This window comes from Rhodospirillales bacterium, from assembly GCA_016710335.1.
Lineage (GTDB): Bacteria > Pseudomonadota > Alphaproteobacteria > Rhodospirillales > Defluviicoccaceae > JADJXQ01.
The window spans coordinates 549,195-575,924 of sequence record JADJXQ010000001.1; the positions used below are offsets into that span (position 1 = coordinate 549,195).

The following is a 26,730-nucleotide window of genomic DNA, read 5'->3' on the forward strand; positions in this document are numbered from 1 at the left end:
TGGACGGCCTTGCCGCGACGCCTCCTGCAGTAGCGCGGATTACGCGGCGCGCATCGCCTTCTTGCGCTCGTGTTCCTTCAAGTGCTTCTTCCGGATGCGGATCGACTGGGGGGTGACCTCCACCAGTTCGTCGTCGTTGATGAACTCGAGCGCGAATTCGAGAGTAGTGGCGATGGGCGGCACCAGGATGACGTTTTCGTCGCTGCCGGCGGCGCGGATGTTGGTGAGCTGCTTGGCCTTGAGGGGGTTGACCGCCAGGTCGTTGCCGCGGGAATGTATGCCTATCACCATGCCCTCGTAGACTTCCGTGCCCGGCGCGATGAACAGCCTGCCGCGATCCTGGAGGCCGAACAACGCATAGGCGAGCGCCTTGCCGGACGCCATCGACACCAGTACCCCATTGGCGCGCCCGCCGATTTCAGCGGGCACCTGCGGCCCGTAGCGCTCGAACGCGTGGTAAATCAAGCCCGTTCCGGAGGTGACGGTTAGAAACTCGGAACGGAAGCCTATCAGGCCGCGGCTCGGGATCATGTAATCGAGCCGCACCCGCCCCTGGCCGTCCGGCACCATGTCCTTCATCTCGCCGCGACGCTCGCCAAGGCGCTCCATCACCGGGCCCTGGTGGACGTCCTCGATGTCGATGGCGAGCGTCTCCCATGGCTCGCGGACCTCTCCGTCGATGGTCTTGAGGATCACTTCCGGCCGCGAGATCGCCAGCTCGTAGCCTTCCCGCCGAATGGTCTCGATGAGGATCGCGAGATGCAACTCGCCGCGGCCGGAGACCTTGAACTTGTCGGCGTCGGATGTGGCATCGACGCGGAGCGCCACATTGTGCAGGAGTTCCTGATCCAGTCGCTCGCGGAGATTGCGGCTGGTCACATACTTGCCTTCGCGCCCGCCAAGCGGCGAGTCGTTGACCTGAAAGGTCATGCTGATCGTCGGCTCGTCGACGACCAGTGGCGGCAATGGTTCGATCGCCGCCGGGTCGCACAAAGTCTCCGAAATCTTGAGGTTGTCGATGCCGGTGAAGGCGATGATGTCGCCGGCCGTCGCCACGTCCCGCTCGACCCGTTCCAGACCATGAAAACCGAGGATCTGCAGGAGGCGGCCGCGCCGTGCCTTGCCGTCGACATCGGCAATCGCAACCGCCGAGTTGCGCCGAATATTGCCGCGGCGAATGCGGCCGATCCCGATCACGCCGACGTAGCTGGAATAATCGAGGGAACTGACCTGGAGCTGGAACGGCCCATCGGGATCCACGCAGGGCGGCGGCACCCTGTCGATGATGCACTGAAACAACGGCGTCATGTCTTCGCCACGCAGCCGCGACTCGGAAGAGGCCCATCCTTGCGTCGCCGAGGTGAACAGCACCGGAAAGTCGAGCTGCGCGTCGGTGGCGCCAAGGCGGTCGAACAGATCGAAGGTCTGATCCACGACCCAGTCGGGGCGCGCGGAGAGACGATCCACCTTGTTGACCACGACGATCGGATTGAGCCTTTGCGCCAGCGCCTTGCGGGTAACGAAGGTGGTCTGCGGCATCGGCCCGTCTGCGGCATCGACCAGGAGCAGCACCGAGTCCACCATCGACAGCACGCGCTCGACTTCTCCGCCGAAGTCGGCGTGGCCGGGTGTGTCGACGATGTTGATGCGCCAGTCGCGCCACTTGATGGAGGTGTTCTTGGACAGGATGGTAATGCCGCGCTCGCGCTCCAGGTCGTTGGAATCCATGACCCGATCGGGGCTATCCTTGTGGGACGCGAGGGTTCCGGATTGTCTCAGAAGCTGATCGACGAGGGTGGTCTTGCCATGGTCGACGTGGGCAACGATGGCAATGTTGCGAAGGGAACGAATGGCTTCGTTCATGAAGGCTCCGGTTCGGGCTCTGGAAGCGAGCGGTTATAGCACGTCGATGAAAGGGATTCACCGCCGGGTAGGGGGCGGGCGCCCCCCCGTGGCGAACACTATAGTAGCTCGCGCGGCGGTCTTGGCCGGCGGCGGCTGCGGCCCGGTAGTGCGGTTGTCAGGCGGCGGTGGTGGTCATCGACGTCGATGTCGGAGCGGGCGGGATCGACGCGCGCCGCTCGGCGTCCTCCATCTTCTTGATTTTCTGCGCCAGGATCGCCTTATCCCGCTGATCGGATTCGACCCGCCGATAGAGATCCCGTGAGCGCCGCCGCGTCTTGCCGGCGCGAAGCCAGGCGACGATGCCGCCGAACAGAAAGCCGATGAAGAGACCGATCAGCCCGATCGCGAACACCGGCACTTGCGGCGTGTACGGAAGCGGCCACGTGTCGAGATCGACCATCGCGCCGTTATTGACGGCGAAAATGATGATCGCCAGGGCCAGAGGAATGGCGATGATCCAGAAAAAAAACTTCACCTACTGTCTCCCACTGCCGGGTTCAGCCGCCCGCCGGCGGTCCTGTCACGGCGTTGCTGCCATGGTGTTGCCGGAGGTTATTCCTCAAGGTTCAAACGTTCTCGAAGAAGCTTGCCGGTCTTGAAGTAGGGAACGTACTTCGCGGAAACGTCGACCGCTTCGCCCGTCCTGGGGTTGCGGCCGAGGCGCGCTCCCCGCTCCTTCACCGAGAAGGCGCCGAACCCCCGGAGTTCGACCCGGTCGCCACGGGCCAGCGCGCTGCCGATTTCGTCGAAGATGGTGGTGACGATGCGCTCGATGTCCCGCTGATAGAGGTGAGGATTGGCCGCGGCAAGCCGGGCAATAAGCTCCGATCGCGTCATCGCTTCGTCCCCTCCCCAAACAACGTCCGGCAATTGACCGAACGCGCGCGCCGCGGCTCTCGCGAGCCCACGCCCAGTGCTTCGCCGCTCCGTCACTTAGGGTGCCAAACGGACACCAGCCCGTCAAGACTAAGTATCTCAGACAAAAACAGTTTTCGAACCGAGGTGCGGAGCATGTCAAACAGCGTCCGATCGGCTCCCTCCAGATCGACGTCGCGGATCGGAAGGAACGTCCCGACATCGTGGGTGCGCTGCAGCCACGCTCGCGCCTCCTCCTCGCCGCCGATCTCGTCGATAAGACCGTTGTCGAGCGCTTGTCTGCCGGTGTACACGCGCCCGTCGGCCAGGCTCATGACGGCGGAGCGGTCCAGCGAGCGGCGTTCTCCAACCATGGCGACGAACATCTCGTAGATGTCCATGACCGAAGCTTCGACAGCCTCGCGAGCGGCCGGCGTCAACGGTTCCAGAGGGTTGGGCTGCGCCTTGAGCGGCCCGCTCTTGATCGTTTCAGCCTTGATTCCCACGTCGTTCAGGAGGTCGGTGACCTCCGCCGTTTGCAGGATCACGCCGATGGAGCCAGTGATGGTGCCGGCGCGCGCGATGATGTGGTCGCTGCCGAGGGCGGTCATGTAGGCAGCGGAGGTCCCGAGCCCGCCCAGGACCGCGACGACAGGTTTGCGGTCGGCAATCGAGCGAAGCCGAAGGTAGAGGGTTTCGCCGCCGACGACGGTTCCTCCGGGACTGTCGATATGCACCACCAGCGCTTCGACGGAGGAGTCGTCCGCAAGGTCGGCGAGCGCCCGGTCCCGCTCCCGATCCTCGGTGATCACTCCTTCGATGGCCACCCGGGCGAGGTGCGGCCTGGAGATCAAGTATCCCATCGGCGCAAGAGCGGCGACGACCGCGATGACCGCCGCGACGACCGCAAGGACGCGCCACGTGGTCAGTCGGCGCTTGAGCCGACGACGATCCAGCGCGTAGTCGCCTTGCAAATGCATGCCGCCTCGCGCCCCCCGTGCGCCTCAGGCTATCTCGCGCCTCGGGCTATCGCGGGAAGCGGCTCAAGCCGTGCCGTCCCGGCCGCTGTCGCTGTCATCGTCGTCGGACGCGTCGGCATCGGCGTCCTCGTCCGTTTCGGCTTCGGCCTCACGCTCCGCCGCGCGCGCCGCCGCCGCGCGCTTCTCCCTGAAAGCGGCGCCGAGGATGTCCCCGAGGCTGGCGCCGGCGTCCGTCGAGCCATACTCGGCGACGGCGCGCTTTTCTTCATCGACCTCGCGCGCCTTGATGGACAGCACCAGCTTGCGCCCAGAGCGGTCGATCTGGGTGATCTTGGCGTCCACCTTTTCGCCGCGGGCGAAGCGATCCGGCCGCTGCTCGCTGCGCTCGCGCGACAGTTCGCTCTTGCGGATGAAGCCGGTCATGCCGCCGACGACGTTGACCTCGATGCCGCTGTCGGTCACTTCGGAGATCGTGCAGGTGACGACCTGGCCCCGCTTGAGCGTGGCGACGCTGGTCTCGAACGGATCCTCGGCGAGCTGCTTGATGCCGAGGCTGATACGCTCCTTTTCCACGTCCACGTCCAGCACCTTGGCGCGAACCATGGAGCCCTTCTCGAATTCGGCAAGCGCCTCTTCGCCCGAGCGTCCCCACGACAGGTCGGACAGATGCACCATGCCGTCGATGTCGCCGGCAAACCCGAGGAACAGCCCGAATTCGGTGATGTTCTTGACTTCGCCTTCCACCTCGGAGCCGACCGGATGCGCCTCCAGGAAGTCCACCCACGGATTGGAGAGGGTCTGCTTCAGCCCGAGGCTGATCCGGCGCTTGTCCGGATCGACATCGAGCACGACCACGTCCACTTCCTGGCTGGTGGAGACGATCTTGCCCGGATGAACGTTCTTTTTGGTCCAGCTCATCTCGGATACGTGCACCAGGCCCTCGACCCCCGGCTCCAGCTCGACGAAGGCGCCATAGTCGGTGATGTTGGTGACACGGCCGGTGAACTTGGTCGACACCGGGTACTTGAGCGCCACGCCATCCCAGGGATCGGCCTCCAGCTGTTTCATGCCGAGGGAGATGCGCTGCGTTTCGGGATTAAACCGGATCACCTGGACATGGATGGTCTGGCCGATCTGCAGCGCCTCGGTAGGATGATTGATGCGCTTCCAGGAAATGTCGGTCACGTGCAAGAGACCGTCCACACCGCCAAGATCGACGAAGGCGCCGTAGTCGGTGATGTTCTTGACCATGCCCTCGAGGACCTGGCCCTCCTTGAGATTGGAGATCAACTCGGAGCGCGCCTCGGCGCGGGTCTCTTCCAAAACCGCCCGCCGTGAGACGACGATGTTGTTGCGGCTGCGGTCCATCTTCAGGATCTGGAACGGCTGCGGCGTATTCATCAGCGGACTTACGTCGCGCACCGGGCGAATATCCACCTGACTTCCCGGGAGAAACGCCACTGCGCCCGAAAGATCCACGATGAAGCCGCCTTTGACACGCCCGAAGATGGTGCCTGTCACCCTTTCGGCATTGGTGAAGGCACGCTCGAGCTGGGTCCACGCTTCTTCCCGCCGCGCCTTCTCGCGGCTGAGGCTGACCATCCCGTCCTTGTCTTCGTAGCGCTCGACAAAGACATCGACCTTGTCGCCCACCTTCATCGCGCTCGGCTGACCCGGAGCAGCGAACTCCTTCAACGGGACGCGCCCTTCCGATTTCAAGCCGACGTCAATGATCGCCATATCGTTCTCGACGCGGACGACGGTACCGGTGACGACCTGGCCCTCGAAGCTCTCGTTTTCGCCGATCGATTCTTCGAGAAGCTCCGCGAAGCTCTCCATGGCGGGAGGCGGAGCCTCGTGCAGGGCTGTGTCAGTTGAGGTTGATGCCATTAGTCGTGTGTTCCCATAACGTTTTTCCATGTCAGGCGATTGGACGTCTGCCGCAACGCAAAAGCCGGCCGGACTTCGCGGAGGCCCAGGCGCGTTCAGTCTGCCAGACCCGCTTAATCTGGTCGCGGACGCAAGTTCCCGCGGGCCGTCGGCAGCGCCCCGAGGCTGGAGACCATAACCTTCAACACCACGCCGAGAACGATATCCGGATCCAATTCGCTCGTGTCGATGACGATGGCGTCTTCCGCCGGTTTCAACGGCGCAACGACGCGCGCTCGATCGCGTGCGTCCCGCTCCCGCATATCCGTCAAAACGCGGCTATGTATAGCCGCGAGCCCGCGCTGTCGCAACTCCCTATACCGCCGTGCGGCGCGCACGGTTTCGGAAGCGGTGACGAACACCTTGACGCGCGCATCCGGACATACCACGGAGCCGATATCGCGACCATCCAGAACCGCGCCGGCGCTGCCCTCGGGCGGTGCAGCGGCGAATTGCCGCTGAAAGCTCAACAGGGCTTCCCGCACAGCCGGGATCGCAGCGACGTGGGAGGCGGCGTTGGCGGCGGCGTCGCTGCGCAGATCCGCCCGCTGCAGATCCGCGACGGTCAGCGCGCGCGCCGCGGCGATTGCGGCATCGGGCGCAATTGAGGAAGTGCTGCTCGATGTGCCGGGCGCCACGTTCTGCTCGAGCGCGTTCATCCCGACGGCCCGGTAGAGCAGGCCGGTGTCCAGATAGGCGAGCCCGAGAGCCTCCGCGAGGCGGCGCGCCAAGGTTCCCTTCCCGGCCGCGGCGGGTCCGTCGACCGCTATGACCAGCGGCCGCTTGACGGCAGGATCGCGGGGGTGCGTCAACGTTGTCATGCGGCCGGCTCGATCCTGGCGCCGAGCGCGTTCATCAGCGCCGCGAAGTCCGGAAAACTGGTGCGGATCGGACCCGCATCGTCGATGGTCACACGACGTTGGCTGGCGGTGCCGAGCACCAGGAAAGCCATGGCGATGCGATGATCCAGGCCCGTGGGAACCATAGCCCCGCCGAGCGGCGGTCCGCCCGCACCGATCACCCGGAGCCAGTCCTCGCCCTCCTCCACCTCGACGCCGCACGATGTCAGGCCCTTCGCCATCGCCGACAGGCGGTCGCTCTCCTTGACCCTGAGCTCTCCAATGCCCGTCATCAACGTCATTCCGGTGGCGCAGGCCGCCGCAACCGCCAGAATCGGAAATTCGTCGATCATCGCCGGCGCCCGTTCGGCCGGCACCTGGACGCCGCGCAGCGGGCCGGCTTCAACGACCAGATCCGCCACGGCCTCGCATCCCGCCGACCGCTGATCGACGACGCCGATGCGCGCCCCCATCTCCAGCAACGTTTCGATCAGGCCCGCACGGAGCGGATTGATGCCGACCCCTTGCAGCCGGATCCGCGAGCCCGGAACGACGATCGCGGCGACGAGCGGAAACGCCGCCGACGACAGGTCGCCCGGCACGACGATCTCCCGTCCGCTTAGTTCCGGCTGACCCGTCAGGCTGATCCGCCGGCCGCTCGATCCCAGCGGCTCGACCACGATGTCCACGCCGAAGTGCCTCAGCAGCCGTTCAGTATGATCGCGGCTCGGTGCCGGTTCGATGACCACCGTTCTCCCCGGCGTGTTGAGGGCCGCAAGGAGAACCGCCGATTTGACCTGTGCCGACGCCACCGGCATCTCATAGGTGATGGGCAATGGATCTGTGGCGCCGCGCACCGCCATCGGCAGGCGTCCGCCGCTCCGGGTCCAGATCGTCGCTCCCATGGCAGTGAGCGGATCGGTCACCCGTTTCATCGGCCGCGCCGACAGGGATTCATCACCGCTGAAGAACGTGATGAACGGGTGAGTGGCGACGAGCCCGGCGAGCAGGCGGGCGCCGGTGCCGGAGTTGCCCATGTCGAGCACCGTCGCCGGTTCCGCCAGCGCCCCGATCCCGGGTCCCAGAACACGATAGTCCGAGCCGAGCGCCTCGACCGGCGCCCCCAGTTGGCGAACCGCCGCGACCGTCGCAAGAACGTCGTCCGCCTCCAGCAATCCGCAAATCAGGCTCTCCCCAACGGCGGCCGCCGCCAGGATGACCGCGCGGTGGGAGATGGACTTGTCTCCCGGAACGGCGGTGGCTCCGCCGAGGGCAGAGGCCCGATGCGCGACGAGCGCCGGCACGATTGCGGGTCGTTCTTGCATGCGGCGGTCTGTAGCACACACACGGATCGCCGAACAGGAGGCGCGCGCCGCCGCCGCCGCGATTCCCGAGGCGAAAAGACCGCTCGTTTGACCACATTTGGTTTTGACACCGTGCGCTCAAACATGGCAATTGGCGCCGTCGGTGGAAACGGTCGAGACGCCGCAACCAGGAGGAACACCGTGGCCAAGCCCGAGTGGGGAACGAAACGGACCTGCCATAATTGCGGCGCGCGGTTCTACGATCTGCGGCGCGACGAAATCGCCTGCCCGGTCTGCCACACCCCTCACGACCCGGAGCGCCAGCCGCGGACCCGTCGGAGTGGGAGCCTGAAAGCGGCCGCCGGCGCGTTGGCGCCCGTCGTCGTCGCCAAGAAGCCGGCGCCCGCTGCGGTCCATGACGATGTGGCTGACGACGTTGGAGAAGATAGCGCCGAGACTGGCGACGATGACGCCGAGAAGCTGGACGATGAAAACCAGGATCTGATCGAGGATACGTCCGAACTCGGCGAGGATGACGACGACATTGGAGAGGTGATCGAGCACTTCGACGACGACGCCGAGGATCGCTCTTGAGCGGGCCGATCCGGGGAAGGCTCGCCGGTCGCCTCTGGTCGCCGTTTCGCCTTGCCTAAACCGCCGCCGCGTCGCTAATGTCTGCGTTGCGATAGCCGGGCGCTCCTCGACCACGCCCGCGTCGCCATGGGGCCGTAGCTCAGTTGGGAGAGCGCTACAATGGCATTGTAGAGGTCAGGGGTTCGATTCCCCTCGGCTCCACCACCACCCCTGGACTAAGCGCCCGTCGACATCGGATTCGAAACCGACCTGCTGATCGGGCAGTACCGTCGCAGGTTCTGTGCGCAGCAAGAAGCACTGGCTACCAACAGGGATTGCCGATGACGGGCGGAATGAGGATGGGCGGTGCCGAACTTTCTGGCGTGGCGATTAAAAGGCAAGGGTGCTATCCTTTAACAAGAATGGGGTTCGGGCATTCTTGTTAAAGGAAGCTTTCACAGCTACACGCAGTGAAAACGATACGTCGTTCCGGAGAGTCGGTTCGCTGCTCGCTCTCGGGTGACAGTTACATGGCGTTCGTGCCAGCGCCCGTGCCGACGCCGGGTGAGTTGATTTTGGGCGTCCACCTGCTCTCAAAGCTGGAGCGAGCCAACCGTGCACTGGGGCGCCTGGACGGTATTCCAGCCCCTTCGCTGATAACGCCCAGTGTTCATGGCGCCAAGCATCACATCGAGGGGAGTTCCCTACGCGGCTCCACCACCACCCCCTGGACTAAGCGCCGCCTGTGCCGTTTCGGCTCAGGCGTCCGGGTCGTCTTCCGCGTCGTTGGCGGCGAGGTTGACCAGAGACTCGATTTCGCCGTCGTCCAGTTCGGCAAGCTCGTCCAGCGTCGAGACCCACTCGTCCAGGGTCGACCAGTCGTGCCGATAGAGGGTGCGATGGAGTTGATTGCGTTTCGCTGCGGTCATGCTGTTTGCTCACGTGATTATGAGAACGTGAAGGGAACATAAACGCACGGTGTCAGCGCGTCAAGGACCAAAGACCCATACATTAGGATAAAATACTGGACGCGCCAAGTCAGGCGCGAACGCTGGACGACCGGCGGTCGAGGTCAGGTGGATGTGGCGTCGAGAGCGTAGCCTGCGCCGCGAACGGTGCGTATGACATCGGCGCCGCCTGACTCGTTGAGCGCCTTGCGCAGCCGGCGGATATGAACATCGACCGTGCGGAGCTCCACGTGGATGTCCCGCCCCCACACCTTGTCGAGAAGCTGTTCGCGGCTGAAGACACGATCCGGCCGCTCCATGAAGAGCTGCAGCAGTCGGTATTCCGTCGGCCCCAGGTGGACGGAGTTCCCGTCCCGCGTCACCCGGTGGGCGGCGAGATCCATGGTGATGTCGCCGTAGCTGACGCACTCCTCCGCCAGCGACGGACGCGAGCGACGCAACACGGCGCGGACCCGCGCGACCAGCTCGCCCGGCGAAAAAGGTTTGGTGACGTAGTCGTCGGCACCGCATTCCAGCCCGCGCACCCGATCCGCTTCTTCCCCACGGGCGGTGACGATGATGATGGGCAGACTCCGCGTTTCCTTGCGGGCGCGAAGGCGCTGGCACACCGCCAGACCCGAGGATCCCGGCAACATCCAGTCGAGGAGCACCAGATCCGGCTGCTGCTCTTCGACGAGCAACACCGCCTCTTCGCCGTCGCGCGCCACCACCGCGCCAAAGCCCTCGCGCTCGAAGTTGTACCGCAACACCTCTGCTTGCGGCTCCTCGTCTTCGACGATCAGAATCCGCGGCTTGTCTAGCTGCATCTCCGAAAACTCTCCGACTAACGCGGCGCCCTCACCTCGGCGCCATGACGGTCAAACTCGAATCGTCGCCCTTCCGCCGATCGTCGTGCGGCATCTCGCCGCGGACGACGTACTGGACGGTCTCCGCGATGTTGGTGGCGTGATCGCCAACTCTTTCGATGTTCTTGGCGACGAACAGCAGGTGGGTGCAAGGTGTTATGTTGCGCGGATCCTCCATCATGTAGGTCAGGAGTTCGCGAAAAATGCTGGTGTAGAGGGCGTCGACTTCCTCGTCGCGGGCCCGCACCTGCTCCGCCTTTTCGACGTCGCGATCGCGGAAGGCGTCCAGCACATCCTTCACCATCTGCTGCGCCAGGCGTCCCATGCGGGCGACCGTGACCGCGGGCGGTTGCGGTGGAACCTCGGAGAGCGCCCCGCACCGCTTGGCGACGTTCTTGGCGTAATCGCCTATCCGCTCGATGATGCCGGAAATCTTCAGGGTCGCGATGATGAACCGCAGGTCCGTGGCCATCGGCTGGCGGAGCGCCAGCAACGCCACCGCGCGCTGGTCGATCCGGGCTTCCAGCGCGTCGATGCGCACGTCGGCAGCGGCAACCCGCCGCGCCCTCTCCACATCGCGATGGATCAGGGCATCGATCGCTTCCGCCAACTGATGCTCTGCCAGCCCGCCCATTTCGGCAATGATGTTCTCGAGCGTGTTCAGCTCGTCGTCGAATGATTTTACGATGTGTTCCGACGGCATCTGTTGGTCCTCAACCAAAACGGCCAGTGATGTAGCCCTGAGTCCGTTCATCCCGTGGATTGGTGAAAATCAGCTCCGTGTCTCCACATTCGACCAGTTCGCCGAGATGGAAGAAGCCGGTGCGCTGGGACACGCGGGCCGCCTGCTGCATCGAGTGGGTCACGATGACGATGGTATAGTTCTCCCGCAACTCGTCGATCAGCTCCTCGATCTTCGCGGTGGCGATGGGGTCGAGCGCCGAGCACGGCTCGTCCATCAGGATCACCTCGGGCTCGACGGCAATGGCGCGCGCGATGCAGAGCCGCTGCTGCTGACCGCCGCTCAGCCCGGTCCCCGGCTCGTGCAGCCGGTCCTTGACCTCGTTCAACAGCCCCGCCTTTTCAAGGCTGGTGTGGACGATGGCGTCGAGCTCCGCTTTGCCGCGGGCGATGCCGTGGATGCGCGGCCCGTAGACCACGTTCTCGTAGATGGATTTGGGGAACGGGTTCGGCTTCTGAAAGACCATCCCGACCCGCGCCCTGAGATGAACCACGTCCATTTCCCGCGAATGGATGTCTTCTCCGTCCAACAGAATGCTGCCGCGCACCCGGCAGATGTCGATGATGTCGTTCATCCGGTTGAGACAGCGCAGATACGTGGATTTGCCGCACCCGGAAGGCCCAATGAGCGACGTGACCTGGTTCTTGCAAATGTCGAGTGAGACGTTGTTCAGCGCCTGCTTCTCGCCGTACCAGACGGAAACGTCCTTGGTCGAGATCTTGGCTCCGGCCGCAGCCGTAAGCATCGGTGCCGGATTGTTGTCCAACGCCGCCTGATTAGCCGTGTTTCGCGACTGCATCACAGACATGTCCATGGGCCTCTACCACCTTACTTCAAAGCGTCTGCGCAGCAGCACCGCCAGCGCATTCATGAGGATCAGGAAACCGAGCAGTACCATGATCGCCGCCGAGGCCCGCTCCACAAAGGCGCGCTCCGGCAGGTCGGACCACAGGAAGATCTGCACCGGCATCACCGTCGCCGCATCCAGCGGCCCGTTCGGAACATCGACGATGAACGCCACCATGCCGATCATCAACAGCGGCGCCGTTTCGCCCAAGGCCTGGGCCATGCCGATGATGGTGCCGGTCAACATGCCGGGTAGCGCCAGCGGCAATACGTGGTGGAACACCATCTGCATCTGCGAGGCGCCGACGCCGAAGGCCGCTTCGCGGATCGACGGTGGCACCGACTTCAACGCCGCCCGACTGGCGATGATGATCGTCGGCAGCGTCATCAGCGTCAGGACCATGCCGCCGACCAGCGGCGCCGACCGGGGCAGCCCGAAGAAGTTGAGAAACACCGCCAATCCGAGCAGGCCGAATACGATCGACGGCACGGCGGCAAGGTTGTTGATGTTGACCTCTATGAGGTCGGTCCAGCGGTTCTGCGGAGCGAACTCCTCGAGATAGATCGCGGCGCCGACCGCCAGCGGAAAGGACAGCACCAGTGTCACCAGCATCGTCCAGAACGAGCCCATCAGCGCTCCCTTGATGCCGGCGAGCTCCGGCGAGCGCGAGTCGCTGGCCGTGAACAGGGTGGTGTTGAATGCCGTCTCGACGAGCCCGCGCTCCTTGAGGTTCTGGAACCACGCGATCTGCTGATCCGAGACGCGCCGCACCGCCTCGTCCAGATCACCGCTGATGTGGCCCTTGTTGAACTGGTCGATGTCGTCCGCGACCGGAACGTGCATCGTGACGCGCTCGCCGATGATCGAGCGGCCCTCGCGCTCCGCTTCAATAACATCGTTGCGAAGCCTGTAGGTGGCGCCCGGACTGATAAGATTCATCAACGCGCGCTCGTCCCGCCGTCCGCTGACGTCGGGAAACAGGCGCATCACGGCGTCCTTGATGAGCTTCTGGTAGTTGGCGGACGACAGCACCTGAGGGTCGCGGGTTCCGTCCGGATCGATGACCTTCGGATCGACGGTCACTTCGAGCTCGACCGTCGTCCGGGTGAACGCAGGCAGGCCCTTGCTAATGATATCGGTGAAAAGGACCCCGAGAGCCAGGACTGCAAAAGCTATGGCGGCGATGCCGTACGCCTTGAAGCGCCGTTCCGCCGCATAGCGACGTTTCAGGCTCCCGGCAATGACGCGGGAGATCGGGCGGGCGCCGCGATCCAGGCCCGCAGCAGAGTTCTCGGCGACGGCAGGGTTACTCATACTGCTCTCGATACTTCCTGACCACATGCAGGGCGATCACGTTGAGGATCAGCGTTACGCAGAACAGCACCAGCCCTAGCGCGAACGCCGCGAGCGTCTTGGCGCTGTCGAACTCCTGGTCGCCGACCAGCAACGTTACAATCTGGACCGTGATCGTCGTCACCGCCTCCAGCGGGTTGACGGTCAGGTTGGCGGCAAGGCCGGCCGCCATGACGACGATCATCGTCTCACCAATGGCGCGTGAAACGCCGAGCAGCAGGCCGCCGACGATTCCCGGCAGCGCGGACGGCAAAATCACCCGCTTGATGGTCTCCGATCGGGTGGCGCCAAGCCCGTACGAGCCCTCGCGCATCGACTGCGGGACGGCGCTGATCACGTCGTCGGACAGGGACGATACGAACGGGATGATCATGACGCCCATCACCAGGCCGGCAGTCATTGCGCTTTCCGAAGAAATGCTGATGCCAAGCACGCCTTCGCCGAAGTTGCGAAAGAACGGCGCCACGGTGAGTGCAGCGAAAAAGCCGTACACGACGGTCGGCACGCCGGCAAGGATCTCGAGGACCGGCTTGACCACGGCGCGAACCCGCGGGTTGGCGTATTCGGACATGTAGATCGCACTCAAGAGACCGACCGGCGCCGCCACGCACATGGCTATGAAGGCGATCAGCAGCGTGCCCACCATCAGCGGGATGACGCCGAACAGACCGGTCGCCCCCACCTGGTCCTCGCGCAGCGCCGTCTGCGGGCTCCACTGCAGCCCGAACAGGAACTCGTCGATCGGCACCATCGTGAAGAACCGCACCGCCTCGAACAGCAGCGACAGGACGATGCCAAGGGTCGTCAGAATGGCGATCATGGAGCTGGCGATGAGCGCGACCTTGACCACGCGCTCAACTGCGTTCCGAGCGCGGAGTCGGGGCGAAATGAAGCGGAGGCCCATGCTCAAGCCGGCGATCGCCACGGCAAGAACGACGACGGCGAGAGCCAGATTGCTGACAAAACGGAGGTGGTTGTAGTAGTCGGCGGCCGCACGAAGTTGTGGATCAACTTCGGCGCTGACGATGTTTCCGCTGGCCAAATTGTGGATGTCGTTGACGAGCAAGCCGAGCCGTCCCGAGGACAAGTCCTGAGATGTCTCCGAAAGACTGGAGACCAGCAGCGCCTCGACGACCGTCGGCTCGAGCGCGATCCAAAGGCCGAACACTGCCAGCGCCGGAATTCCGCACCACAAGGCGACGTAGGAGCCGTAGTATCCAGGCAGCGAATGCAAGGCGCGCGCACGGCCCGAAACTGTCCCCAGAGCACGGGTTCGGCCCGTGTAGTAACCGAGCACCGTCAACCCCACCAGTGCTGCAACCAAGATCCAGAGAGACATTGTCCTGTTTCCGGCGATGCCTGTGCATTAACAGGCGGCGCACCTACGTGGCCGTCGGGAGCACGCGCTCCCGACGGCCGGTTCACCCGTTACATGGAGACGTTGTGGGAAAAGCTGGTCGCTTCCTTGCGAACCTTCTCGCGCTCGTCCTCCGGCATGGGGATCAGGCCCTTGTCGATCAGATATCCGTCGGGACCAATGGCCGCGTCGCTGGTGAACTCGGCCACGTACTCCGGGATGCCGGGAATGGAGCCCACGTGCGCCTTTTTGACGTAGAAGAAAAGCGAGCGCGACACGGGATAGTCGCCGGATGAGATCGCCTCGAAGGTCGGCTCGAAGCCCTCGATCTGACTGCCCTGCACCTGGTCTGCGTTCTGATCGAGGAAGCTGAACCCGAAGATGCCGAACGCGTCGGGACCGGCCGCGAGCTTGCGAACGATCAGCACGTCGTTCTCGCCGGCCTCGATGTAGGCGCCGTCCTCACGGATCGAATGGCAGACCGCCTTGTATTTGTCGCCGTCGGTCTTCTCGAGAGCCTTGATCCAGTCGAAGGTCTTGCAGCCGCCTTCCATGGCAAGTTCGGTAAAAGCGTCACGGGTGCCGGAGGTCGGCGGCGGACCGAGCACCTCGATCTTCTTGTCCGGCAGCGACGGGTCGATGTCGCTCCACTTCTTGTACGGGTTCGGCTGCAGCTTGCCCTCGGTTTCGCTCGGAACGTCCTTGGCAAGCGCCAGGTAGAGGTTCCTGAGCGAGATGTCCATTTGTTCCGCCGTGTAGGCATTGGCCAGAACGATGCCATCGTAGCCGATCTTGACCTCGGTGATCTCCTTGACGCCGTTCTTGGCGCAGGACTCCACTTCCGACGACTTGATGGCGCGCGACGAGTTGGTGATGTCTGGATGCTCCACACCGACGCCGGAGCAAAACAGCTTGAAGCCGCCGCCGGAGCCGGTGCTCTCGATCACCGGCGTGTTGAAGCCGGTGCCTCGTCCGAACCGTTCGGCGACGGTGGTGGTGAAAGGATACACCGTCGACGATCCGACGATGCGGATCTGGTCACGCGCTTCGGCAGCGCCGGCCACGGCGATCGTGGCGAGCGCAGCGAGCGCGGCAATACGCTTGGTCATGTGTGACTCCCGTCCCTACGGAGATACGTCAGAGGCACGTGGCGCACGAAGGCCTCGCACCGGAATGTGAACGAGGCCGACCTTAGGGACCCACGGCGAAACCCGAATGACGCTTTTGTGACACTTCCGTGAAACCCGCGCCGCACCCAAAGCGACGTTGAACAACGCCCTCGGCGCAAGAGGAGCCGACTGCGCAGGCCTTGACGAGGCTGTCACGGCGGCCTAAATCGAGTGCAGCCGTTAGCACTCTCCGGAAGAGAGTGCCAATCGCGGCGACCATTCAAATCCATTCCGAGGAGGATGAGCGATGAAATTCAGGCCATTGCACGACCGCGTCGTGGTGCGCCGCGTCGAAGAGGAGCAAAAAACCAGGGGTGGCATCATCATTCCTGATACCGCCAAGGAAAAGCCGATGGAGGGCGAGGTCATCTCCGTCGGCCCTGGCGCTCGCAACGAAAAGGGCGAGATCGTGGTCCTCGACGTCAAGGCCGGCGACAGGGTGCTGTTCGGCAAATGGTCGGGCACCGAGGTCAAGGTCGACGGCGAGGAGCTGCTGATCATGAAAGAGTCCGACATCATGGGCGTGATCGAAGGCGCCGCCAGCGTTTCCGCCGCCGCCTAAGGGAGAGAGACTAACATGGCTGCCAAAGACGTGAAATTTTCGTCGGATGCGCGTGATCGCTTGCTGCGCGGCGCCGACATCCTTGCCAACGCCGTCAAGGTGACCCTGGGGCCCAAGGGCCGCAACGTGGTCCTCGACAAGAGCTTCGGCGCCCCCCGCATCACCAAGGACGGCGTGACCGTCGCCAAGGACATCGAGCTTTCCGACAAGTTCGAGAACATGGGTGCCCAGATGCTGCGGGAAGTTGCGTCCAAGACGTCGGACGTGGCTGGCGACGGCACCACAACCGCGACCGTGCTGGCCCAGTCAATCCTCCGCGAAGGCGTCAAGGCGGTTGCCGCCGGCATGAACCCCATGGACCTGAAGCGCGGCATCGACATGGCCGTGATCGCGGTCTGCAAGGACCTCGAAGCGCGCTCAAAGCCTGTCTCCACCAATGCGGAGATTTCGCAGATCGCCACCATTTCCGCCAACGGCGACGAAGAGATCGGCACCTATCTGGCGCAGGCCATGGAAAAAGTCGGCAATGACGGGGTGATCACCGTCGAAGAAGCCAAGAGCCTGCAGACCGAGCTTGACGTGGTCGAGGGTATGCAGTTCGACCGCGGCTACATCTCGCCGTACTTCGTGACCAACGCAGAAAAGATGACGGTCGAGTTGGAAGACCCCTACATTCTCATCTTCGAGAAAAAGCTGTCGGGCCTCCAGGCGCTGCTGCCGGTGCTGGAAAAGGTCGTGCAATCAGCGCGGCCGCTCTTCATCGTCGCGGAAGACGTCGAGGGCGAGGCGCTGGCGACCCTGGTGGTCAACCGGCTCCGCGGCGGCCTCAAGGTTGCCGCGGTCAAGGCGCCCGGGTTCGGCGATCGTCGCAAGGCGATGCTCGGCGATATTGCCACGCTTACCGCCGGTCAGGTGATTTCCGAGGATCTCGGCATCAAGCTCGAGAACGTGACTATGGAGATGCTGGGCCGAGCCAAGCGGGTGATCATCAACAAGGATGATACCACCATCGTCGAAGGCGCCGGCGCCAGGGACGAGATCGAAGCGCGCTGCAAGCAGATCCGCGCGCAGATCGAGGAGACGACCTCCGACTACGACCGCGAGAAGCTGCAGGAGCGGCTGGCCAAGCTGGCTGGCGGCGTCGCGGTGATACGCGTCGGCGGCGTCACCGAGACGGAGGTCAAGGAGCGCAAGGACCGCGTCGATGACGCCATGCACGCTACACGCGCGGCGGTCGAGGAAGGCGTCGTCCCCGGCGGCGGCGTGGCGCTACTCTATGCTGGCAAGGTGTTGGACGACCTGACCCCGGCCAACGAGGATCAGCGGGTCGGGATCAACATCGTGCGTCGCTCGTTGCTGGCGCCGACTCGGCAGATCGCCGAGAACGCCGGCGAGGACGGCGCGGTCGTCACCGGCAAGCTGCTGGAGAATACCGACACAGAGTGGGGCTTCAACGCGCAGACCGGCGAGTACTGCAACCTGGTCTCCAGCGGCGTCATCGATCCCACCAAGGTCGTGCGCCTCGCCCTGCAGGACGCGGCGTCGGTCGCCGCGCTGCTGATCACCACCGAGGCGATGATCGCAGAGAGGGTCGAGAAAAAGGATCAGGCGGGCGCCGCCGGAGCGGACGAAGATTATTGATAGCTTGAGCGTGCGGGAAGGATCGGCGACGCAGCCCTGAGCGTCGTCGCGCCGTCTCGCAGGGCTGCCGAACAACCCGGTTGGTCACACCAGATCAACCGGGTTTTTTGCGCTCCAAGGGCGCCGGCGTGCCCGCTTCCGATGTCAGCGGCATCGGAACTTTCAGGCGCGCAGCCGTGTTTACGCGTCAACGCGTTCGAGCATCAGCAAAGGGATTGCCATGAACTGGGATCAGATCAAGGGCAAATGGGATCAAATCAAGGGCGACGCGCGGCGCCAGTGGGGTAAGCTGACCGACGACGACATGGAAGTGGCGCGCGGCGACCGTGACAAGCTGGTTGGCCGTATCCAGGAGCGTTACGGCATTGCCAAGGAGGATGCAGAGCGCCAAGTCGATGATTGGGGCCGCCGCAACATCTGAATTGTTGCAGAGCACGGACTATGGTCAGACAATGAAAGGAGCACGCGCAATGAGCAGTTCGACCGAAAACCAAGGCGAAGGCAACCGCACTGCCGCGAAGGAATACAACGAAGCCACTCGAGACTTCACGGAGACCAAAGACGTATCTGGGAAGGCGAAGGAGGCTCGCGACGCTTTGGAATCCGGCGAGGCGGACGAGTTAAGGTCGGCCGAAGAAAAAGCGAAGAATAAGGCTCGCGAGGAAGATCCGCAGGTCAAACGCGATCGGTAGTGCAACGGCGCGCCCAAACCATGCGCCGTTGCTCTACGCAGGGTTTTGCTTCTCGTGCACATTGTGACCCGGTCGACTGAGATCGCTCGAATGGATCCGAGCACGAATGGCGACCGCCTGACGCGCTGACACGAACGCGCGAAGCCGGCGTCCAGTCTTGCAAACGCCGCGCACAGAACCCGTGGGAAAGCGCCGCCAGTGGGCGGCGCTTTCGCGTAAAGCGGCGGCGGCGCCCCCGCGAGGCACCACCGTTTCCGGCATTGGCTTCAGGAGACCCCGCAGACCATGCGGGCGGTGTCCTCCGGCGTGGTATCATGCCAGATACCAGCGCGGGGAGGGGTATCATGAAGCTTGACAAGATCCCGGTGGGAATGAACCCGCCTTACGACGGCGGCGATGGCTGAGGGCCGCCCGACCTGTCGCCGCCAGCGGCGATAGAGCCGCAGCGATGACCGGGACGGCGACCGGGACGGTGACGCGGCCGGAGCCCGACGACCGGTCCCGGCTTCTGGCGCGCACCCAGCGGCAGGGCAGGATCCGCACCCTGAGGGCGTTGGTTCTGGTGCTGCCGATGTTCGGGTTTCTGCTGCTGGTGTTCCTCGTCCCCCTCGGCCGCATGCTCTACCGCAGCGTCGAGGATCCGGAACTGACGGCGGCGATGCCGGCGACAGCCCACCGGTTGCGGGACTGGGACGGCGCCGGTCTGCCGCCGCGCGAGGTCTACGCGGCGCTGCTGCGGGAAGCGCCGGAGGCCTACGAGGCGCGGACGCTGGCAACCGTCGCCCAGCGTCTTAATCACGACATCTCCGGGTATCGCAGCCTGTTGCTGAAGACCGGCCGGGCCCTCGCCGCTCGTGATCGCGCACGGGTCTTCAACGACCCGGCGAAGCGTTTGGTCGGCATCGATGCGCGATGGGGCGAGCCGCAGTACTGGCGAGCGATGCGGCGGGCAGCGGGGCCGTTCACCGATCTTTACCTCCTGGCGGCCGTCGATCTCGACCGCGACGCCACTGGCGACATCGTCCCCGTGCCGGAGCGGGAGGCGGTGTTCGTCGACGTCCTGCTGCGGACGCTTTGGATCGGCTCGGCGGTCACCATCCTCTGTCTGGTCTTGGGCTATCCCATCAGTTACCTGCTTGCAACGCTGCCGCCGCGCCTCCGCAACGTTCTGATGATTCTGGTGCTGCTGCCGTTCTGGACGTCGCTCCTGGTGCGCACGAGCGCCTGGATCGTGGTCCTGCAGAACGAGGGCATCGTCAACGGCCTGCTGCTGCGGCTCGGGATCATCGACGCGCCGGTGCAGATGATCTTCAACCGGTTCGGCGTGCTGGTCGCCATGACCCACGTGCTGCTGCCGTTCATGGTGATGCCGCTTTACAGCGTCATGCGCGGCATCTCCCCCGCCCACATGCGCGCGGCCGCGTCCCTGGGCGCGCCGCCGTGGCTTGCGTTCCTCCGCGTCTACCTGCCGCAGAGCATGCCGGGCGTGGCCGCCGGCTGTCTGCTCGTGTTCATCCTCGGCGTCGGCTACTACATCACCCCGGCCCTGGTCGGCGGCGCCAGCGACCAAATGGTGAGCTATTTCATCGCGTTCTACACCAATCGCACGGTCAACTGGGGGCTCGCTTCGGCACTGGCCTCGGTGCTGCTGGTGGCGACGGTGGCGCTCTGCATCGTTTACGCGCGGCTGTCGCGGGCTGGCGGCGGACTCCGACCGTGAGCGCGATGACCGGCCGCACGGCGCACACGCCGGCGTCGCGGGTCGCGCGCCTCGTGTTCCTGGTTTACTGCGCGGCGGTGTTCGTATTTCTGATGGCGCCGATCATCGCGATCATCCCGTTGTCGTTCAACGAAGGCTCCTACCTCACCTATCCTTTGGATGGCCTGTCGCTGCGCTGGTATGAGGAGGTGTTCACGACGGCGCGCTGGGTGACGGCGATGCAGAACAGCCTGATCGTGGCCCTGCCGGCAACGGCGATCGCCATGATCATCGGCACCCTCGCCGCCATCGGCCTCAATGCCACGAACTTTCCGGGCAAGGCCGCCCTCGGTGCGGTGCTGATCTCGCCGATGATCGTGCCGCTGATCATCACCGCGGTCGGGATGTACCTGTTCTTTGCGCCGCTCGGCCTCGCCAACTCCTTCCCGGGGCTGATCCTCGCCCACGCCGCGCTTGGTGCTCCGTTCGTGCTGGTCACGGTGTCCGCGACCCTCGCCGGCTACGACCCCACCCTCTCCCGAGCGGCCGCCAGCTTGGGCGCGCCGGCGCACGTCGTGTTCTTCCGGGTCACGTTGCCGCTGATCCTGCCGGGAGTGGCATCAGGCGCGCTGTTCGCCTTCGCGACGTCGCTCGATGAGGTGGTGGTCGTCCTGTTCATGGGCGGACCGGCGCAGCGCACCCTGCCGCGTGAGATCTTCGACGGCCTCCGCGAGCACGTCACCCCGGCAATTACCGCCGTCGCCACCCTGTTGATCATTGTCGCGACCGCCCTGATGCTGACCATCGAAGCCCTCCGCCGCCGCAGCGAACGGCTCAGCGGCCGCGTGAACTGACCGGCCGTCTCGAGACGCACCCGACGTCGGTCGCGAAGCTGGACGAAGCACATATTCGCCCTCACGGCCAATTCTGCAGCCATCCCTCCGGTCGTCGACGATGTTCGCGATGATGGCCGATGTGGCTGGGTGTTCAAGCCGGATCGAGCGCCCGGCAGTCGTCCACGCTGAACCCGACCAGGATCTCGTCGCCTTCCGCCGCCTCCGGCTGATCGCCGCTCCGCGGCACCTTGGCGACGAAGTCGTCGCGGCCGCAGACCGCGAGGCGCAGGCGAGTGTGGTCGCCCATGTAGATCGCTTCGCAGACGCGAGACGGAAAGCAGTTGCGGCACGATTGCGCCGCCTCCGCCAGCCGCACCCGTTCCGGTCGCACGCTGAGAGTGGTGGCGCTTCCGGCGCCGCCGATGCGCACCGCCAGGGCTCTCGCGGTACCGCCTCCGTCCAACGCGACCTCGCAGACGCCATCCTCGACCGACACCACCCGACCCGGCAGCCGGTTGTTTTCGCCGATGAAGTGGGCGACAAACGCGTTGCTCGGCGCCTCGTAGACCCGAGCGGGAGTGTCGATCTGCTGAATGACGCCGTCGTGCATGACCGCAACGCGGTCGGACATGGTGAGCGCCTCGCCCTGGTCGTGGGTAACGTAGACCACCGTGACCCCGAGGCGTTCGTGGATGTGCCTGATCTCCAACTGCATGTGCTCGCGAAGCTGCTTGTCGAGGGCGCCGAGCGGCTCGTCCATGAGCACCAGCTTGGGCTCGAACACCAGCGCCCGCGCCAGCGCGACCCGCTGCTGCTGCCCCCCCGAAAGCTGGTGCGGCCGCCGGTTGCCGAGACCTGCGAGCCGCACGATGCCGAGAGTGCGCGCAACGTGTTCGCGGATCTCCGCCCGCGGCATTTTCCGCACCTCGAGTGGAAAGGCCAAGTTCTCCGCCACCGTCATGTGCGGAAACAGGGCGTAGCTCTGAAACACCACGCCGATGTCGCGCTTGTGCGGCGGGATGCCGGCGACCGGTCGCCCGTCGATGCGGATGTCGCCAAAGGTCGGCGCCTCGAAGCCGGCCAGCATCATCAGAATGGTGGTCTTTCCCGAGCCGGAGGGCCCGAGCAGGGTCAGGAACTCGCCGCGGCGGATATCGAGGTCAAGGTCCCTGACCACGAGCGCCTCGCCGTCGAAGCTTTTCCGGATGCCCCGCAATGCGACCAGAACGTCATCGGCGCCCATCGCCATCGGCTCGTGGTCCCTGCCCTGTCGGCGCCTCGCGTCCGCGACGTCCGGCTCAAGCGGTCACGACTTCGCCGTTAAGCTCGCATCCCGGAACCGCAAGCGCAAGGAACGCATCCGTCACCGCCGCCGCTGGCTTGACGGTCTCCGGGTTCTCCCCGGGATAGGCTTCCGCCCGCATCCGCGTGCGGGTCGCGCCGGGATCGATGATGTTGACCCGGACCGGCGTCTTCCGCACCTCGGCGGCATACGTCCGGGCCAGCGTCTCCAGCGCACCCTTGCTCACCGCGTAGGCGCCCCAGTACGCCCGGCCGGCGCTGACGCCGGAGCTGACGAAGATGACGCGCCCGGCGTCGGAGGCGCGCAGCAACGGGTCGAGGCTGCGGATCAGCCGCCAGTTGGCGGTCAGGTTCACGGCGATGACGTGGTCCCACGTCGCGGGCGGGATGTGGGCAAGCGGCATCATGGCTCCGAGCACTCCGGCGTTGGCCACGAGCACGTCGAGCCGGCCCCAGCGCTCATAAATGGCGGCGCCGATGCGGTCGATGACGGCGCCGTCGGTGAGGTCCGCGGGCACCAGGGTGGCATTGGCGCCGAGTTCCCGGATCTCGTCGTCAACCTCCTCCAGCGCCGGCTGGCTGCGCGCCACCAGGATCAGCTCCGCGCCCTCGCGGGCGAAGCGCAGCGCCACTTCGCGGCCGATGCCGCGCGAAGCGCCGGTGACAAGGGCGACGCGGCCGGCGAGGGCTTGACCCGAAGACCGCGCCATCACTCTTCGAGCAGCGACAGCTGTTCGTTGACCGGGTAGTCCTCGCAATCGGAGAGAGGGATCGGATAGCTGCCGCTGAAGCAGGCATCGCAGTACGGCGAGCGGTCCGGGTCCCGCCCCGGTTCCCCCACCGCCCGGTAGAGCCCGTCCATCGAGATGTAGGCAAGGGTGTCGACGCCGATGTAGCGGGCCATTTCGCTGGTGCTGCGGGACGCCGCCAGCAACTCGCCGCGCTCCGGCGTGTCGATGCCGTAGAAGCAGGAGTGCGTGGTGGGCGGGCTGGAAATGCGCATATGCACTTCCGCGGCGCCGGCGTTCCGCACCATTTCGACGATCTTGACCGAGGTGGTGCCGCGGACGATCGAGTCGTCCACCAGAATGACGCGCTTGTTCTTGAGGCGCGCGGCGTTGGCGTTGTGCTTCAGCTTGACGCCGAGATGTCGGATGCGATCCTTGGGCTCGATGAAGGTGCGTCCGACGTAGTGATTGCGGATGATGCCGAGTTCGAACGGCACACCCGACTGTTCGGCATAGCCGATAGCCGCCGGAACCCCGGAGTCCGGCACCGGCACCACCAGATCCGCCGGCAGGTGGCTTTCCCGCGCCAGTTCGGCGCCGATGCTCTTGCGAACCTCGTAGACATTGCGGCCGTCGATGGAGCTGTCGGGACGGGCGAAATAAATGTACTCGAAGATGCAGAAGCGGCGGGGCGCCTTGGCGAACGGGCGGACACTGCGGAGCCCCTTCTCGTCGATGACGACGATTTCGCCCGGCTCCACATCGCGTACGTGCTCCGCTCCGATGATATCGAGCGCGCAGGTTTCGGACGAAAGGATGTAGGCGCCGCCGAGACGGCCAAGCACCAGCGGCCGCACGCCGTACGGATCGCGCATGCCGATCAGCTTGCGCCGCGTGATGGCGGCCAGCGAATAGGCGCCCTCCAACTGTCGCATTGCGTCGATCAACCGATCGACGACGGTGGAGTAGTGGCTGGTGGCGATGAGGTGGACGATGGTCTCGCTGTCCATTGTCGACTGGAATATCGAGCCGCGCCGCACCAGTTCCTTCCGCACCCGCATGGCGTTGGTGAGGTTGCCGTTGTGGGCGATGGCGAGGCCGCCGAACTCGAGATCCGCGAACAGCGGCTGGACGTTCCGCAACACCGTGTCGCCGGTTGTCGAGTAGCGCACATGGCCAAGGGCGGCGGCGCCGGGCAGGCGGCGGATGACGGATTTGGAGCCGAAGTTGTCGCCGACCAGGCCGAGGGCGCGGTGGCTGTGGAAATGGTCGCCGTCAAAGCTGACGATTCCCACGGCTTCCTGGCCGCGGTGTTGAAGGGCGTGCAGCCCGAGCGCGGCGGCGGCGGCGGCGTCCGGGTGATTGCAGATGCCGAACACCCCGCACTCTTCATGGAAATGGTCAGAGTCTTGAACGATGGCGGCTTCGTCCTGTTTCGATACTGAGCGCGTCATCACTGGTTGCGCCCCGGATTGGATTCGATCAACCGATCAAGCTGTTCCCGTTCCCTGTCGCTGTAACCATCGGCGGCGGGTCGATCGGCCCCCGGCGCTCTCGGCTCCGGACTCATCATCTCGCGCAGGACCTCGTCCGTTTCAAGCGGTTTCCGGCCGGACTGCACCACCTTTTCCGATGGGCGCGCTCCCGGCTCCAGGGACTCCGGCGCGACGGAACGCAACATGTCGGCGCCAGCCTGCAGCAGCGGCGCAGAACGCGCCTCCCGCAGCCACGCCGGCTGTTGCGCCGGCGGCATCAGCCATTCGATGCCGAGATAGACCAGCGACACCAGGACGGCGCCGCGCAGCGCGCCAAACGCGAAACCGAGCGAGCGATCGAGCGCGTTCAATTGGCTGTCCCTGACCCGCGACGACACGGAGCCGGTCAGCATCGACAGCACCGTCAGAGTGAGTACGAAGATCACCGCGCAGGCGGCCACATCGGCGACAATCTCGTTGCTGACGTAGTCGCCGACGACGGGCAGGGGCTCCTCGCCCACCAATTGTCGCGCGAACGGCCGAACGTGCGGGAGGCCGTACATGGTCGCCACAATGGCGCCGATCCAAGCGGCCACGGCCAGAACCTCGTGGACGAAACCGCGGCTGAACGCCAGGAAGCCGGACACCACGATGGCGGCAATGACGATGACGTCGGCGATCGTTATCCCAAGCTCATCCATGCCGCACCCTGCGCTCCCTGACGGTGTCGGTGCCTGCACCGAGCGTTTCGAGCAAGTCCGTCACGTTGCCGATCTCGTTCACCTGCAGGGCCTGCGAGGGCCGGGCGTCGCGGCCGCTGTAACGCCTGGGCAGGAAGGCGCGCTGAAACCCCAGCTTCGCGGCTTCCTTCAACCTCGCGTCCTCCCGCGTCACGCCGCGCACTTCTCCCGCAAGGCCGATTTCGCCGAACACCACGGCGTCGGGCGGCAGCGGCCGGCCGGTCTCCGACGACACCAGCGCCGCCGCCACGGCAAGATCGACCGCCGGCTCGCTCAGCCGCAGCCCCCCCGCCACGTTGAGGTAGACGTCGCGCGTGGCCAAGGTCATGCCGCAGCGGGTCTCCAGCACCGCCAGCACCATCGCCAGCCTGCCGGTGTCCCATCCCACGACCGCGCGCCGCGGCGTCGCCAGCGCCGACGGCGCCACCAGCGCCTGCACCTCCACCAGCACCGGGCGCGAACCCTCGATGCCGGCGAACACGCAGCAGCCGGGCGCCTCGCGTTCGCGGTCGGCGAGAAACACCGCCGACGGATTTTCCACCTCCGCGAGGCCGCCGCCGGTCATCTCGAACACGCCAATCTCGTCCGTCGCTCCAAACCTGTTCTTCACGGCCCGCAGGATGCGGAACTGATGGTTGCGCTCGCCCTCGAAGTAGAGAACGGTGTCGACCATGTGCTCGACGACCCGCGGCCCTGCGATCATCCCCTCCTTGGTCACGTGCCCGACCATGAGCAGAATGAAGCCCCGCTGCTTGGCGAGGCGGATCAACTCCTGCGTCGCCGCGCGCACCTGGGCGACGGTGCCGGGCGCCGATTCGAGCGTGTCCAGGTAGAGCGTCTGGATGGAATCGATCACCACCACCTGCGGTGCGTCGGTGCGGTCGAGCGAGGCCACGATGTCGCGGACCGACGTCGCCGTCGCCAGTTGCACCGGACACTTTGCCAGATCCAGGCGCGCCGCGCGGAGCCGCAGCTGGTCGAGCGCCTCCTCGCCGGAGATGTAGGCGCACAGGACGCGCATCGCCATGGCGGCGACCGCCTGCAGCAGCAGCGTCGACTTGCCGATGCCGGGATCGCCGCCGATCAGCAGCGCCGAGCCCGGCACCAGCCCGCCGCCGGTGGTGCGGTCGAATTCTGCGATGCCGGTAGGGAGCCGGGCGATCGGCTCGGTCTCGCCGTCGAGAGGGACGAACTGCAGCCGCCGCCCGCCCTTGCTGCGTCCAAGGCTCTTGGGCGGGCCCTCGCTGCGCTGTTCCTCGACCAGCGTGTTCCAGCCGCCGCAGCCGTCGCAGCGGCCGCTCCATTTCGGCTGCACCGAGCCGCACGACTGACAGACGTACGCGCTACTCGTCTTCGCCATTGGCCCGAGCCCGTCCTCCTCCGCTCCCC

Annotated in this window: 26 protein-coding genes and 1 tRNA gene; 8 read left to right on the forward strand and 19 right to left on the reverse strand. The window is 65.2% G+C overall.

Translation table 11 applies throughout. The annotated features are described in order from the left end of the window. Positions 1-39: 39 nt before the first annotated feature. The 7 genes from typA to aroA form a co-directional block, all read right to left on the reverse strand. The gene (gene typA, locus IPM60_02520) at positions 40-1,863 is read right to left on the reverse strand and encodes a translational GTPase TypA (GenBank protein MBK8906796.1); all 1,824 of its coding nucleotides are present in this window, start codon (positions 1,861-1,863) and stop codon (positions 40-42) included. A 157-nt stretch (positions 1,864-2,020) separates the two neighbouring features. Beyond that, positions 2,021-2,380, reverse strand: coding sequence for a DUF1049 domain-containing protein (locus IPM60_02525; protein MBK8906797.1), 360 nt, complete (start codon positions 2,378-2,380; stop codon positions 2,021-2,023). A gap of 77 nt (positions 2,381-2,457) precedes the next feature. Then, positions 2,458-2,742, reverse strand: coding sequence for an integration host factor subunit beta (ihfB, locus tag IPM60_02530; protein MBK8906798.1), 285 nt, complete (start codon positions 2,740-2,742; stop codon positions 2,458-2,460). A 92-nt stretch (positions 2,743-2,834) separates the two neighbouring features. Continuing rightward, positions 2,835-3,740: a signal peptide peptidase SppA gene (gene sppA / locus IPM60_02535; GenBank protein ID MBK8906799.1), complete on the reverse strand. Its 906-nt coding sequence runs from the start codon at positions 3,738-3,740 to the stop codon at positions 2,835-2,837. A 63-nt stretch (positions 3,741-3,803) separates the two neighbouring features. After that, on the reverse strand, positions 3,804-5,630 hold the full coding sequence (rpsA, locus tag IPM60_02540) for a 30S ribosomal protein S1 (GenBank protein ID MBK8906800.1): 1,827 nt from the start codon (positions 5,628-5,630) through the stop codon (positions 3,804-3,806). A 113-nt stretch (positions 5,631-5,743) separates the two neighbouring features. Then, a complete protein-coding gene (locus tag IPM60_02545) occupies positions 5,744-6,490 on the reverse strand; it encodes a (d)CMP kinase (protein MBK8906801.1) in 747 nt (248 codons plus the stop codon). Next, on the reverse strand, positions 6,487-7,833 hold the full coding sequence (gene aroA / locus IPM60_02550; protein ID MBK8906802.1) for a 3-phosphoshikimate 1-carboxyvinyltransferase: 1,347 nt from the start codon (positions 7,831-7,833) through the stop codon (positions 6,487-6,489). The genes IPM60_02545 and aroA overlap by 4 nt, the downstream gene beginning before the upstream one ends. 180 nt (positions 7,834-8,013) lie before the next feature. Between aroA and IPM60_02555 the strand changes: the two genes are divergently transcribed. Together IPM60_02555 and IPM60_02560 are read left to right on the forward strand one after the other, a co-directional pair. Then, positions 8,014-8,406 carry a TIGR02300 family protein gene (locus IPM60_02555; protein MBK8906803.1) on the forward strand — a complete coding sequence of 131 codons (393 nt, stop codon included), beginning with the start codon at positions 8,014-8,016 and terminating at the stop codon, positions 8,404-8,406. A 128-nt stretch (positions 8,407-8,534) separates the two neighbouring features. Then, positions 8,535-8,610: transfer RNA gene (locus IPM60_02560), tRNA-Ala, on the forward strand. Positions 8,611-9,143: 533 nt separating this feature from the next. On the opposite strand, the gene IPM60_02565 is transcribed toward IPM60_02560, so the two are convergent. The 7 genes from IPM60_02565 to IPM60_02595 all read right to left on the reverse strand — a co-directional run bounded on the left by IPM60_02565 (position 9,144) and on the right by IPM60_02595 (position 15,606). Continuing rightward, positions 9,144-9,314, reverse strand: a complete 171-nt coding sequence (locus IPM60_02565) for a hypothetical protein (protein ID MBK8906804.1) — start codon at positions 9,312-9,314, stop codon at positions 9,144-9,146. A gap of 143 nt (positions 9,315-9,457) precedes the next feature. Beyond that, positions 9,458-10,159 carry a phosphate regulon transcriptional regulator PhoB gene (phoB, locus tag IPM60_02570; protein ID MBK8906805.1) on the reverse strand — a complete coding sequence of 234 codons (702 nt, stop codon included), beginning with the start codon at positions 10,157-10,159 and terminating at the stop codon, positions 9,458-9,460. 31 nt (positions 10,160-10,190) lie between these two features. Continuing rightward, a complete protein-coding gene (gene phoU, locus IPM60_02575) occupies positions 10,191-10,901 on the reverse strand; it encodes a phosphate signaling complex protein PhoU (protein ID MBK8906806.1) in 711 nt (236 codons plus the stop codon). A gap of 10 nt (positions 10,902-10,911) precedes the next feature. Continuing rightward, positions 10,912-11,685, reverse strand: a complete 774-nt coding sequence (locus IPM60_02580) for a phosphate ABC transporter ATP-binding protein (GenBank protein ID MBK8906807.1) — start codon at positions 11,683-11,685, stop codon at positions 10,912-10,914. Between the two features lie 75 nt (positions 11,686-11,760). After that, positions 11,761-13,101, reverse strand: coding sequence for a phosphate ABC transporter permease PstA (pstA, locus tag IPM60_02585; GenBank protein ID MBK8906808.1), 1,341 nt, complete (start codon positions 13,099-13,101; stop codon positions 11,761-11,763). Then, positions 13,094-14,479, reverse strand: coding sequence for a phosphate ABC transporter permease subunit PstC (gene pstC, locus IPM60_02590; protein MBK8906809.1), 1,386 nt, complete (start codon positions 14,477-14,479; stop codon positions 13,094-13,096). The genes pstA and pstC overlap by 8 nt, the downstream gene beginning before the upstream one ends. Positions 14,480-14,568: 89 nt before the next feature. After that, a complete protein-coding gene (locus IPM60_02595) occupies positions 14,569-15,606 on the reverse strand; it encodes a PstS family phosphate ABC transporter substrate-binding protein (protein ID MBK8906810.1) in 1,038 nt (345 codons plus the stop codon). A 307-nt stretch (positions 15,607-15,913) separates the two neighbouring features. On the opposite strand from IPM60_02595, the gene groES reads away from it, so the two are divergent. From groES to IPM60_02625, 6 genes are all read left to right on the forward strand, one after another. Next, positions 15,914-16,228, forward strand: a complete 315-nt coding sequence (groES, locus tag IPM60_02600) for a co-chaperone GroES (protein ID MBK8906811.1) — start codon at positions 15,914-15,916, stop codon at positions 16,226-16,228. Between the two features lie 15 nt (positions 16,229-16,243). Next, the gene (groL, locus tag IPM60_02605) at positions 16,244-17,869 is read left to right on the forward strand and encodes a chaperonin GroEL (GenBank protein ID MBK8906812.1); all 1,626 of its coding nucleotides are present in this window, start codon (positions 16,244-16,246) and stop codon (positions 17,867-17,869) included. A gap of 220 nt (positions 17,870-18,089) precedes the next feature. After that, positions 18,090-18,290 (forward strand): CsbD family protein, encoded by a 201-nt coding sequence (locus IPM60_02610; protein ID MBK8906813.1) that lies wholly within the window; start codon positions 18,090-18,092, stop codon positions 18,288-18,290. A gap of 49 nt (positions 18,291-18,339) precedes the next feature. Then, the gene (locus IPM60_02615; GenBank protein ID MBK8906814.1) at positions 18,340-18,561 is read left to right on the forward strand and encodes a hypothetical protein; all 222 of its coding nucleotides are present in this window, start codon (positions 18,340-18,342) and stop codon (positions 18,559-18,561) included. Between the two features lie 448 nt (positions 18,562-19,009). After that, a complete protein-coding gene (locus tag IPM60_02620) occupies positions 19,010-20,281 on the forward strand; it encodes an ABC transporter permease (GenBank protein ID MBK8906815.1) in 1,272 nt (423 codons plus the stop codon). 5 nt (positions 20,282-20,286) lie between these two features. After that, complete coding sequence (locus IPM60_02625; protein MBK8906816.1) at positions 20,287-21,114, forward strand: ABC transporter permease; 828 nt, start codon at positions 20,287-20,289, stop codon at positions 21,112-21,114. Positions 21,115-21,247: 133 nt separating this feature from the next. Here IPM60_02625 and IPM60_02630 read toward each other — a convergent pair whose 3' ends face one another. Genes IPM60_02630 through radA form a run of 5 tightly spaced genes read right to left on the reverse strand, consistent with a single transcriptional unit; the run spans position 21,248 to position 26,701 of the window. Further along, positions 21,248-22,345: an ABC transporter ATP-binding protein gene (locus tag IPM60_02630; GenBank protein MBK8906817.1), complete on the reverse strand. Its 1,098-nt coding sequence runs from the start codon at positions 22,343-22,345 to the stop codon at positions 21,248-21,250. Positions 22,346-22,394: 49 nt separating this feature from the next. Further along, complete coding sequence (locus tag IPM60_02635; protein ID MBK8906818.1) at positions 22,395-23,108, reverse strand: SDR family NAD(P)-dependent oxidoreductase; 714 nt, start codon at positions 23,106-23,108, stop codon at positions 22,395-22,397. Continuing rightward, complete coding sequence (locus tag IPM60_02640; protein ID MBK8906819.1) at positions 23,108-24,580, reverse strand: amidophosphoribosyltransferase; 1,473 nt, start codon at positions 24,578-24,580, stop codon at positions 23,108-23,110. Before IPM60_02640 ends, IPM60_02635 begins: the two co-directional genes overlap by 1 nt. Next, positions 24,580-25,302 (reverse strand): CvpA family protein, encoded by a 723-nt coding sequence (locus tag IPM60_02645; protein ID MBK8906820.1) that lies wholly within the window; start codon positions 25,300-25,302, stop codon positions 24,580-24,582. The genes IPM60_02640 and IPM60_02645 overlap by 1 nt, the downstream gene beginning before the upstream one ends. Next, entirely contained in the window at positions 25,295-26,701 is a 1,407-nt protein-coding gene (radA, locus tag IPM60_02650) for a DNA repair protein RadA (GenBank protein MBK8906821.1), read from the reverse strand. The genes IPM60_02645 and radA overlap by 8 nt, the downstream gene beginning before the upstream one ends. Positions 26,702-26,730 lie beyond the last annotated feature (29 nt).